Source organism: Roseiarcus sp. (assembly GCF_052145395.1).
Lineage (GTDB): Bacteria > Pseudomonadota > Alphaproteobacteria > Rhizobiales > Beijerinckiaceae > Roseiarcus.
The window spans coordinates 1-11,511 of sequence record NZ_JBKQOT010000782.1; the positions used below are offsets into that span (position 1 = coordinate 1).

General features: G+C 66.7%; 10 protein-coding genes and 1 pseudogene. 9 read left to right on the top strand and 2 right to left on the bottom strand.

Annotation, left to right across the window (positions count from 1 at the left end; translation table 11 throughout):
• Both ACLP25_RS26895 and ACLP25_RS26900 read right to left on the bottom strand, forming a co-directional pair.
• Positions 1–313, bottom strand: a pseudogene (locus ACLP25_RS26895) (hypothetical protein); the annotation flags it as partial.
• Positions 314–387: 74 nt separating this feature from the next.
• Positions 388–840, bottom strand: coding sequence for a hypothetical protein (locus tag ACLP25_RS26900; RefSeq protein WP_442472171.1), 453 nt, complete (start codon positions 838–840; stop codon positions 388–390).
• Positions 841–1,034: 194 nt separating this feature from the next.
• On the opposite strand from ACLP25_RS26900, the gene glmS reads away from it, so the two are divergent.
• The 9 genes from glmS to bamA all read left to right on the top strand — a co-directional run.
• Entirely contained in the window at positions 1,035–2,855 is a 1,821-nt protein-coding gene (gene glmS / locus ACLP25_RS26905; protein WP_442472172.1) for a glutamine--fructose-6-phosphate transaminase (isomerizing), read from the top strand.
• Between the two features lie 191 nt (positions 2,856–3,046).
• Positions 3,047–3,481 (top strand): DUF3775 domain-containing protein, encoded by a 435-nt coding sequence (locus ACLP25_RS26910; RefSeq protein ID WP_442472173.1) that lies wholly within the window; start codon positions 3,047–3,049, stop codon positions 3,479–3,481.
• Positions 3,482–3,574: 93 nt separating this feature from the next.
• A complete protein-coding gene (locus ACLP25_RS26915; RefSeq protein WP_442472174.1) occupies positions 3,575–4,282 on the top strand; it encodes a DUF502 domain-containing protein in 708 nt (235 codons plus the stop codon).
• Positions 4,283–4,421: 139 nt separating this feature from the next.
• The gene (gene frr / locus ACLP25_RS26920) at positions 4,422–4,988 is read left to right on the top strand and encodes a ribosome recycling factor (protein ID WP_442472175.1); all 567 of its coding nucleotides are present in this window, start codon (positions 4,422–4,424) and stop codon (positions 4,986–4,988) included.
• Positions 4,989–5,018: 30 nt separating this feature from the next.
• Positions 5,019–5,783 carry an isoprenyl transferase gene (locus tag ACLP25_RS26925; RefSeq protein ID WP_442472176.1) on the top strand — a complete coding sequence of 255 codons (765 nt, stop codon included), beginning with the start codon at positions 5,019–5,021 and terminating at the stop codon, positions 5,781–5,783.
• Positions 5,784–5,794: 11 nt separating this feature from the next.
• Entirely contained in the window at positions 5,795–6,670 is an 876-nt protein-coding gene (locus ACLP25_RS26930) for a phosphatidate cytidylyltransferase (RefSeq protein WP_442472177.1), read from the top strand.
• Positions 6,664–7,890: a 1-deoxy-D-xylulose-5-phosphate reductoisomerase gene (gene dxr, locus ACLP25_RS26935; protein WP_442472178.1), complete on the top strand. Its 1,227-nt coding sequence runs from the start codon at positions 6,664–6,666 to the stop codon at positions 7,888–7,890. Before ACLP25_RS26930 ends, dxr begins: the two co-directional genes overlap by 7 nt.
• An 83-nt stretch (positions 7,891–7,973) precedes the next feature.
• Positions 7,974–9,116, top strand: coding sequence for a M50 family metallopeptidase (locus ACLP25_RS26940; protein ID WP_442472179.1), 1,143 nt, complete (start codon positions 7,974–7,976; stop codon positions 9,114–9,116).
• Positions 9,117–9,392: 276 nt separating this feature from the next.
• Positions 9,393–11,511: outer membrane protein assembly factor BamA (gene bamA / locus ACLP25_RS26945; RefSeq protein ID WP_442472180.1), on the top strand; the 2,119-nt coding region annotated here is incomplete at its 3' end.

The following is an 11,511-nucleotide window of genomic DNA, read 5'->3' on the forward strand; positions in this document are numbered from 1 at the left end:
TGTTGAGCGCGTCCCAGCCGTAGCCTCCGGGGTGTTCCCAGGTGGCGCCGTCGTTGATCACCACGCTGAGGCCCGGAGTGATCGTCTTGGTCCAGCTGAAGCTCGAGTCCCACTCGTGGGCGCCGTCGGAATTGTAGGGAACCCAGCTGACGGTCGGCAGCGTGAGCTCGTCGAGAACGCCTGGATCGTCGATGGCGATCGTGGCCGGGAAGATTCGAGCGCCGCAGACGGCGTGCGGAAAGGCGGGCGTGAGCCACAGCGCGGCTGTGGCGGCGATCGCGCCGGCGATGGCGCGTGTAACTGGGGGTGGCATGAACGGAACCCTTGGGTCTGAGGACGGGCGGCCGTCGCCCGCTCAGGAGCAGGCGCGGCCGTACGATGACGCTCTCAGACGGAGAAGGGCGGCGCGCGGGCGCGGTTCTGACGGGTCGGGCAGGCGGGAACGGCGCCGGCCTCCGGCGCCGCGCCGAGCGTGAGGCAGGCCGCGTCGAGCCGCTCCGGCAGGGCCGGGAGGTCGGGCCCGACGAGCGCGCCGGCCTGCGCGGAAAAATGGCAGAGCGGGCAATGATCGTCGCAATCGCCGGCCGGGGCGACGGGAGCGCCCTTGTCGTCGGTCTGGACGCAGAGCGCGGCCGCATCGCCGAAGGTCGCCTTCAGGTCCGACGCAATCGAAGCGATGTCGGACGGAGCCGATGCGGAGAGGGCCTGGTGAAAGGGAATTACGGCGAGCTGGAAGAGGAGCGCCAGCGCCGCGACGACGGCCGTCAGCGGCGAACGGAACGGCGCGACGCCGGGCCTTGCCCGGCGCGTCCGACGCTCTCGCTTGCCGTTTCCCGCCACCGAGCCTGATTTCCTTCCGGCCAAGCCCCGAAAAACCACTTCAGTCGTAGCGTAAGGCGCGGCAGGCCGCAATCGCCGGGTCGGGCGGCGAGACGGAGTTCGCATTCCTTCACCGAAAGTGACTTGTGACCGCGCGGGACGGTGGTCTAACGCTTGCTTTGCGTGCGCGAAATACAAAGACGGGGGTCACGGGGATGTGTGGAATCGTTGGCGTTCTGGGGACCGGGCCGGTCGCGGATTCGATCGTTGATGCGCTGAAGCGGCTCGAATATCGCGGATACGACTCGGCAGGCATTGCGACTCTCGAGAACGGAAAGCTCGAGCGTCGGCGCGTCGAGGGCAAGCTCAGGAACCTCGCGGCGAAGCTCGTCGCAGCCCCGCTGTACGGCGCGATCGGCATCGGCCACACGCGGTGGGCGACGCACGGCAAGCCGACCGAGTCGAACGCCCACCCGCACGCCGCGAGCGGGCTCGCGGTCGTCCACAACGGCATCATCGAGAACTTCAAGGCTCTGCGGGAAGAACTCGGGGCCAAGGGCTACGGCTTCGCCACCGAGACCGATTCCGAGATCGCCGCCTTGGTGGTCGAGGACGAGCTCGCGTCCGGCAAGACGCCGCCAGAGGCGGTGTTCGCGGCGCTGAAGCGGATGCGCGGCGCTTTCGCGCTCGTCTATATTTTCGAAGGCCAGGACAACCTTTTGATCGGCGCGCGACAGGGCGCGCCGCTCGCGATCGGCTACGGCGAAGGCGAGATGTATCTCGGCTCGGACGCGCTGGCGCTGGCGCCCTTCACCGACCGGGTGGCCTATCTCGAAGAGGGCGACTGGGTCGTGGTGACGCGTGCGGGCGCCGAGGTCCGCGACGCTTCCGGCAAGGTCGTGCAGCGGCGCATCCAGCGTTCCGCCGGCAGCCTGCTCGCCGAGAAGGGCAACTATCGCCACTTCATGGCCAAGGAGATCCACGAGCAGCCCGAGGTCGTCGGGCATACGCTCGCCCATTACGTCGACATGGCCGCGATGCGGCTGAAGCCTTTCGACTGGCCGGCCGACCCGAAGTCGCTCGCCCGGGTCACGATCATCGGCTGCGGCACCGCCTACATGGCCGGGCTCGTCGGCAAGTACTGGATCGAGCGCTTCGCCCGGCTGCCGGTCGAGATCGATGTCGCCTCCGAATACCGCTATCGCGATGCGCCCGTCGACCGGAATGGCCTGACGATCGTCATCTCCCAGTCGGGCGAAACCGCCGACTCGCTGGCGTCGCTGAGATATGTCAAGGAGCACGGCTCGAAGACGATCGGCGTCGTCAACGTGCCCGATTCCAGCATCGCGCGCCTGACGGACGTGGCCGCCCCGACCTTGGCCGGACCCGAAATCGGCGTCGCGTCGACCAAGGCCTTTACCTGCCAGCTGGCGACTATGGCGGCGCTCGCCATTGGGCTCGGACGGGCGCGGGGGGTGATCGACGAGGCGGACGAGGCGGAACTTCTCGCCGAGCTCGTCGCTTCGCCCGGCCTTCTCGCCGAGGCGTTAAAGCTCGAGCCGGCCGCCGAGAAGCTCGCCCGTGCGATCGCCCACGCCCGCGACGTGCTCTATCTGGGGCGGGGCACCTCGTATCCCGTGGCGCTGGAAGGCGCGCTGAAGCTCAAGGAACTGAGCTACATCCATGCCGAGGGCTACGCGGCGGGCGAGCTGAAGCACGGGCCGATCGCGCTGATCGACGAGGATATGCCGGTCGTCGTCATCGCTCCGCACGATTCCGTGTTCGAGAAGACGGTGTCGAACATGCAGGAAGTCGCCGCGCGCGGCGGGCGGCTCATCCTCATCGGCGAGCGCCACGCGGCCGAGGAGGCGGCGGTCGAGATCGAGCATTTTCTGGCGATGCCCGATGTCGGCCCGAATTTCGCGCCGATCGTCTACGCCGTCCCGGTCCAGATGCTCGCCTACCACACCGCGGTGATCATGGGCAAAGACGCGGACCAGCCGCGCAATCTGGCGAAATCGGTGACGGTGGAGTAGGGCGGCGCCGCTGTTTCAGAGTCGGCCGTTCTTGAGATTGGGCGCGACGCGTGGCGACTGGAACGGCCCATTTCTCCGCTCTTGTCAGCGGGGATTCCCGCGCTTAACTGATTTCTTGAATGAAAGTTGACCTGCCGCAAGTCATGCGCCGCGTGGCGGCGCCATGAATGCGGCGGAAGGAGAGGGCGGCAATGCGGAGAATCGACACGAGCGAGCGCCCCATGCCGGAGATCAATCCGGCGAAGGTGTGTTTCGTCATCGAAAAATCGCGCGAGCTCCTCAGCGAGGACGTCGGCATGGCGCCGGATGCGTCCAATCCGACCGACGACGACGAGCGAATCGTGCTCACCGACGCCAACAACTCGATCCGGCGCGAACTCGTCGAGTTCATCCGCGACCTCGACGTCGACGAATCCGCGGCCCTGGTCGCGCTGGCCTGGATCGGCCGCGGCGACTTCGAGGCCGACGACTGGAAGAGCGCGGTCGTCGCGGCCAACGAACGCCGCGAAGGGCCGACCTGGAAGTACCTGCTCGGCATGGCCCTGCTCCCCGACTACCTGCAGGACGCGCTCGACGCCTTCGGGCGATCCTGCGAGGACTATGAACACGGCGACGAATACGAGTAGAGCGGGGGCGCTCGCCATCCGAAGCGTTCGCCCGGGCGCCTTGCATTCGCCACGGGGAACGGCCATTTTGCGCCGCAACCGCGCGCGCCCCCGATGTCGACCGAACCCCCGTCAGCCCCGCTTCACCGCTCGTTCGGGCATCGCCTGAGATCGTGGTTCTTCACCGGCCTCGTCGTTTTCGGCCCGGTCGCGGTGACGGCCTATATCGCCTGGTTCGTGATCGACACCATCGACGGTTGGGTGCGGCCGTGGGTTCCGCAGAGCCTGTCGCCCGACGCCTATCTGCCGTTCCACGTCCCCGGCATGGGCGTCCTCATCAGCGCCGCAGGACTGACGCTGCTCGGCTTCCTGACGGCGAACATCATCGGCCGCACGATGGTCGGATACAGCGAGTCGCTGCTCGACCGGACGCCCGTCGTGCGAGGGGTCTATAAAGGCCTCAAGCAGGTGTTCGAGACCGTGTTCAGCCAGTCGGGCTCGCAGTTCCGCAAGGTCGGTCTGGTCGAGTTCCCGATCAAGGGAAGCTGGTCGATCGTCTTCTTGTCGTCCGACCCGGGTCCCGTCGTCTCGGGCGTTCTGCCCGGCGACAGGCCGATGTTGTCGGTGTTCATGCCCTGCACGCCCAATCCGACGACCGGCTTTTTCTTTTACATTGCGGCCGACGATGTGATCGAACTGCCGATCAACGCCGATGAGGCGGCCAAGCTCATCATGTCGGCAGGATTGATCCAGCCGGACGGCCAGGCGGCGCTTGCGGTGATGGCGGAAGCGGCCAAGCTCGAGAAGGCGCCGGTCGGCTAGCCGGCCGCGACATTCTCCGCTGTCACAGCCGGAAAGCTATGCTAAGGAGGCCGACGGCCGTCCGGAAAGAAGGCGGCCGGGCCACCCTTGTCCGCGTTTGCAAGCGAGCGGCCTCGAAGGAACATCGTGTAGGACCATCATGGCGCAACTGCCCAAATTCGATCTCGAGGATCTCAAACGGCGCATGCAGGCCGCGCACGCCGCGCTCAAGCACGAACTCGGAGGCCTGAGAACCGGCCGCGCGAGCGCAAGCCTGCTCGAGCCCGTCAATGTCGAAGCGTACGGCCAGCGGATGCCGCTCAACCAGGTCGCGACCATCACCGTTCCCGAGCCTCGCGCGCTCGCCGTCTCTGTCTGGGACAAGAGCATGGTGCATGCAGTCGACAAGGCGATCCGCGACTCCAATCTCGGCCTCAGCCCGACAGTCGAAGGCACGACGCTGCGCATCCGCATTCCCGAGCTGAACGAGCAGCGTCGCAAGGAAATGGTCAAGATCGCCCACAAGTACGCCGAGGACGCGCGCGTCGCGGTGCGTCACATCCGGCGCGACGGCATCGACGTTCTCAAGAAGCTGCTCAAGGAGCATGCGATCAGCGAGGATGACGAGAGCAAGCACGAGACCGAGGTGCAGAAGGCGACCGATCTCGCCATCAAGGAGATCGACGGCTCGCTTGCGGCGAAGGAAAAGGAGATCATGCAGGTCTAGGCGATGCGCCTGCTTTTTGAGGACCCTTGCATGTCTCCCGCCCGCTCCACAGACGGCCCGCGCTCCGATCAGACGCCCATTCACGTCGCCATCATCATGGACGGCAACGGGCGATGGGCGAAGGCGCGCGGTCTGCCGCGTTTCGAAGGCCACAGGCGCGGCGTCGAAGCCCTGCGTCGCGCGGTGCGCTCGGCGATCGAGCATGACGTGCGCTACCTGACCATCTACAGCTTCTCGTCCGAGAACTGGCGCCGGCCGCCGGACGAGGTGGCGGTGCTGATGGGCCTCCTGAAGCGGTTCATCCGCAACGACCTCGCCGACCTGCACAAGAATGCGGTGCGCGTGCGCGTCATCGGCGAGCGCGAAAGCCTGGCGCCGGACATCCGCGTGCTGCTCGAGGAGGCGGAGGCGATCACGCGCGAAAACCGCGGCCTGAGCCTGATCGTCGCCTTCAACTACGGGGCGCGCCACGAGATCGTCGCAGCCGCTAGGCGGCTCGCCATGGAGGCCCGCGACGGGCGGATCGATCCCGACTCGATCGACGAGGAGTCGTTCGCCTCGCGACTCGATACGGCGGACATTCCCGATCCGGACCTCATCATCCGCACTTCCGGCGAAATGCGGCTGTCGAACTTCCTGCTCTGGCAGGCCGCCTACGCCGAGCTCGTCTTCATGCCGATTCTCTGGCCCGATTTCGACGAAGCGGCCTTCGTGGCGGCGCTCGAGCAGTACGCCGCGCGGGAGCGGCGGTTCGGGGCGGTCATCAAGCCGACCGCGGTCATGACCGCCTCGTGAGCGCGCGCGGGATGAGCGCGGACCCGGACGAGACAGACGCCCGACGGGCGCAGGCAAGAGGCTCCCGCATCGGGCCCGACCTGTGGCCGCGCGTCGCCGCCGCGGTCGTGATGGGGCTCGTCGCGCTTGCTGTCGCGTGGATCGGCGGGATCGTCTTCGTCGCCTTCTGGTGGATCGCCTCTGTCGTCGTGCTGTGGGAGTGGCAACGGATCGTCGAGGCCGACCGGCTGTTCGTGCGCGTCTCCGTCGGCGCGCTGCTGCTCGCCGCCGCAGCGCTCCTCGCCTTGCACAACCGGCCCCTTTTCGCCGTCCTCGCGCTCGCCGCGACGGCCGCGGCGGTCGGCTTCGTCGCCGCGCCCGAGAGAAGGGTCTGGACGGCGGCGGGGGCGCTTTACGCCGGCGCGCTCGTGGTCAGCCTCGGCCTCCTGCAGGCGAGCCCAAGCTACGGGCTGGCCGCGATCCTCTGGCTGTTCGCCATCGTCTGGGGCGCCGATGTGGCGGCTTATTTCGCTGGGCGCGGAATCGGCGGACCGAAGCTGTGGCCGAGCGTCTCTCCGGGCAAGACATGGTCTGGCGCGCTCGCCGGGGCGCTGGTGGGAGCGGCGCTCGGGCTGGTCGTCGGCCTCGTACTCGCGCCGGGCGCGATCCGGATCGGTCCGATGTTTGCGCTTGGCCTTGCCGCCGCGATCGTGTCGGAACTCGGCGACCTGTTCGAATCCGGCGTCAAGCGGCGGTTCGGGGTGAAGGATTCGAGCCGTCTCATTCCCGGTCACGGCGGTCTGATGGACCGGCTCGACGCCTTCATCGCCGCCTCGACCTTCGCCGCTCTCGTCGCCGCCGCGAATTCCCGCGGCTCCTTCATCGCGAGCGGGCTGTTCCAATGGTGAGCGCGATCAAACAAGCTGACCGCGCGTCCGCGCGCGTCCCGAGCGGCGCGGCGCCGGCGCCGCTTCGGCGGCTCACGATCCTCGGCGCCACCGGGTCGATCGGAGGCTCCTGCGCCCAAGTCATCGCGGCCGCGCCGGGCAAATTCTCCGTCGTCTCGGTCGCAGGCGGCCGGGACGGAGCGGCGCTGGCGCGCCGGGCCATCGAACTGAAGGCCGAATTCGCGGCCGTCGCCGATCCGGCCTCCTACGCCGACCTGAAGTCGGGTCTCGCCGGATCCGGCGTCGAAGCTGCGGCCGGTCCGGAAGCGGTCTGCGAGGCGGCGCTGCGCGAGGCCGACCTCGTGGTCTCGGCGATCGTCGGCGCGGCGGGCCTCGAGCCGACCTTCGCAGCCGTCGCGGCCGGGCGCACGGTCGCGCTCGCCAATAAGGAGACGCTCGTCTGCGCCGGCTCGGTCGTGATGGCGACAGCGGCGCGCGCGGGGACGGTCCTTCTGCCGATGGACTCCGAGCATAACGCGCTCTTCCAGGCGATCGGGTCGCGTGATCCGGACACCATTGCGATGATGACGATCACCGCGTCGGGCGGCCCGTTCCGCGACTGGAGCGCCGATCGCATCGCCGCCGCCACCCGCGAACAGGCGCTGGCCCATCCGAACTGGGTCATGGGGCCGAAGGTGACGATCGACTCGGCCGGCCTGATGAACAAGGGGCTGGAACTGATCGAGGCGCATTTCCTGTTCGGCCTGCCGCCGGATCGGCTCGACGTGGTGGTCCATCCGCAGTCGATCGTCCACGGGATGATCGCCTTCGCGGACGGCTCGCTGATCGCCGGCATGGCCTCGCCCGACATGCGGACGCCGATCGCCCATTGCCTGGCCTATCCCGAACGCATCGCCTCCGGCGTTTCTCCGCCGGACCTCGCTGCGCTCGGCCGGCTGACCTTCGAGCGGGCGGATCTCGGACGTTTTCCCGCCCTCGGGCTTGCCATCGACGCGTTGCGCGCCGGCCGAGGCGCGCCGACGGCGCTCAACGCCGCCAACGAGATCGCGGTCGCCGCCTTCCTTGATCGACGGATCGGCTTCGGCGACATCGCGCGCCTCGTCGAGCGCGCCGTCTCGATGATGGAGGCGGCCGGAGAGCTCATGACGCCGGGAAGCGTTGCGCAGGCGCTCGCGATACACCATATCGCCGGCGAGCGAACCCGGAGTCTCTTGGCCTGACGGCCGGCGTCCGGTAACACTTTGGCCAAGGTCGACCGGTATCCGCCGGCGAAGGCGCGCCGTTTGAGCGCGCGGAGACGGTGATGGCGTTGCTGCATACGGTTTCGGACCTCCTTGTCTGGCTGGGATGGTACGTCCTTCCGTTCATTGTCATCCTCAGCGCGATCGTGTTCATCCACGAGCTCGGGCACTATCTCGTCGGCCGGTGGTGCGGCGTGAAAATCGACGCCTTCTCCATCGGCTTCGGTCCGGAGTTGTTTGCGAGGATCGACTCCCGCGGCACCCGCTGGCGGATCGGGGCGCTGCCGCTTGGGGGCTATGTCAAGTTCCACGGCGACGCCAATCCGGCGAGCGTCGACGTAGGGACGCTCGATCTCTCCGTCGATTCGTCTCGGACCCTGACCGCCCAGCCGGTCCAGAATCGCGCCGCCATCGTGCTGGCCGGGCCGGTCGCCAATTTCATCCTCGCATTCGTGATCTTTACCGGGATCTTTGTGTCCTTCGGGCGGGTCGAGCACATGGCGCGCATCGGCCGGGTGGAGTCGAACTCTCCAGCGGCCGCGGCGGGATTTGCGGCCGGCGACCTGGTCAAGTCGGTGGACGGTGATCCGATCGGCAGCTTCGAGGCGCTGCAGGAAGCCACGCTCATGAGCACCGGCCTGCCCATGACCTTCGTGGTTGAGCGGGACGGACGCGACGTCGAGCTGACCGCGACGCCGCGGGTCAGCGTCGTCGATCAGGGGGTGTTCGGTAAGCGCCGCATGGGTCATCTGGGCCTCGCGTCCTCGGCCAATCCGAACGACGTGAAGATCGAGCGTTGCAGCCTGCCGGTCTGCGCCGCCTGGGGCGCGTCGCAGGAGTGGTTCATCGTCAAGGCGACGACGGCCTACGTCGTCGGCATCTTCGCCGGGCGCGAGTCGACCGACCAGGTTTCGGGCCTGATCGGCGCTGCGCAGATGGCCGGAGAAATGGCCAAGATCAATGTTTGGGAGTTGTTCAGCCTCGCCGCCTGGTTCTCGGTGTCGGTGGGCTTCATGAACCTCTTGCCGATTCCGCTGCTCGACGGCGGACATCTGGTGTTCTATGCCTTCGAGGCGGCGCTGGGACGGCCGCTGAGCCAGCGCATGCAGGAAATCGGCCTGAAAATCGGCATCGTGCTGGTTGCGCTATTGGTGGTGTTCACCACATCGCACGACATTCTTCGCCTTGTCTCGAACGGCAATTAACGATTAGTCGACCATCTTTCCGTGTCCTTCCGGCAACGCCTTCGCGAAATGGTAAAGACTCGCGGAATAGAGGTTTGCAGGAGTGACCGAAATCGGTAAAAGGCCGTTAATCGTGGCGTTTCCTCGTCCTCGCGCGGGGGAACGCGCGTGGCTTTGTGCGCCGAGCCTCGCGAGCGAAGCGTCGCGGACCGAACCGCGATCGCGAAAGGTTATGTGGTGAGCTGGAGCGGCGTGGACGGCCATGGTCGCCTCGGCGCGAAGAGGGACTTGGGCGATATGAATTGGATTCGCGGCTTCTTCGGCGCTCTGGTTCTGGCGATCGTAATCGCCTTCAGCGGAATCATCCCGGCTTCTCCGGCTTTCGCGCAGCAGATCGTCGTCGAGGGCGGCTCCGGAGTGTCCGCCGAGAGCCTGAAGCCCTATTTCACCGGGACCGATCCCGCTTCCGTGCAGCGCGGCGTGGACGATCTGAAAGCGACAGGAATCTATTCGTCCGTCAGCGCCAAGGTCGTCGACGGGCGGATCATCGTGTCGCTCAACGTCGGCAAGCAGATCGTCAATCGCGTCGCCTTCGAGGGCAACAGCAAGATCACCAAGGACCAGCTCGAAGTCGAGGTGCAAACCAAGCCCGGCCAAGCCTACAACGAGACGACAGCCGAAGGCGACATCGGCCGCATCAAGGAGGCCTATAAGAAATACGGACGCAACGAGGCCCTGGTCACCAAGCGGCTCGTCCAGTTGCCGAACGGCCGCGTCGACCTCGTCTTCACCATCAACGAAGGCGAAAAGACCGGTATTCGCGAGATCCGGTTCGTCGGAAACAACGCGGTGTCGTCCTACCGTCTGCACAATCTGATGCAGACCAGCACGATGAATTTCCTGTCGTGGATCAAGAGCACCGACGTCTACGATCCGGACCGTCTCGCTTCCGACGAGGAGGCGATCCGCCGCTACTACATGAAGAACGGCTACGCCGACTTCCGCATCACCAACACGGACGTGGCCTACCAGGCGAACCCGCCCGGCTACATCGTCACCATCACGGTTGATGAGGGGCCGCAGTATCGAGTCTCCGGCGTGTCGGTGGACTCGCACATCGCCCAGGTGAACGGGCCGGCGCTACTGCCGTATTCGACGCTGCATGCGGGTGACGTCTACGACGCCGGTGGGGTCGACAAGACGGTCGACGCCATGACCCGAGCCGTGGCGACCCAGGGCTACGCCTTCTCGGAAGTCCGGCCGCACGGCGAACGCGACGCCAATAACCACACCATTGCTCTGAACTATTCGGTCGACAACGGTCCGAAGGTCTACATCGAGCGCATCGACATCACCGGCAACACCCGGACGCGCGACTACGTCATCCGCCGCGAGTTCGACATCGGCGAAGGCGACCCCTACAACCACGCGCTGATCGAACGGGCGGAGCGCCGTCTCAACGGCCTCGGCTACTTCAAGAAGGTTCATATCTCGAACCGGCCGGGCTCGTCGCCGGACCGCGTCATCGTGGTCGTCGACGTCGAGGACCAGCCGACCGGTTCGATCAGCCTCAGCGGCGGCTATTCGACGACGCAGGGCATCATGGCCGAGTTGGCTTACACCGAGACCAACTTCCTCGGCCGCGGCCAGTACGTCCGCCTGAGCGTGTCCGACGGTCAGTACAGCCAAGGCTGGAAGGCCTCGTTCACCGAGCCCTACTTCCTGGGTCAGCGCCTGGCGGCGGGGTTCGACGTCTATCACCAGGTCCAGTTGCAGAACCAGTACGCGCTCTACCAGAACTGGACGACCGGCGCCACGCTGCGGCTCGGCATCCCGATCACGGACGACCTGACGTTCCAGCCGAACTACGCGCTTTACCAGTCGAAGATCACAATCCCGAACACCACGTCGCAGCCCTATGACGACTGTTACGGGCCGAACTCGCCGTGGATCATCGGCGGAACGTTCTACGCCGTCACCCCGACCCCGTTCATCAACTGCTTGACCAACGGCGAGGCGCCGGTGGAAATCAAGCAGGCTGCGGCCCAGGGCGCGATCCTGACGTCGCTGGTCGGCTTTGCGATGAGCTACAACACGCTCGACAACCGCAAAAACCCGACCAGCGGCTGGTATGCGACGTACAAGCAGGACTTCGCCGGCGTCGGCGGCCAGTCCGACTTCATCCGCGAGACGTTGGACGCGCGCTGGTATCACCCGATCACCGAGGACTTCACCGGCATCCTCCACCTGCAGGGGGGCCAGATCAACGGGTTCGGGTCCCAGCCGCTCGACCTCATCAACAACTTCATGATGGGGCCGACGTTGGTGCGCGGCTTCGCGCCAGGCGGCATCGGCCCGCGCGACATCGCGAGCGGTCTGGACAACATCCAGGGCGCCGCGATCGGCGGCACGAGCT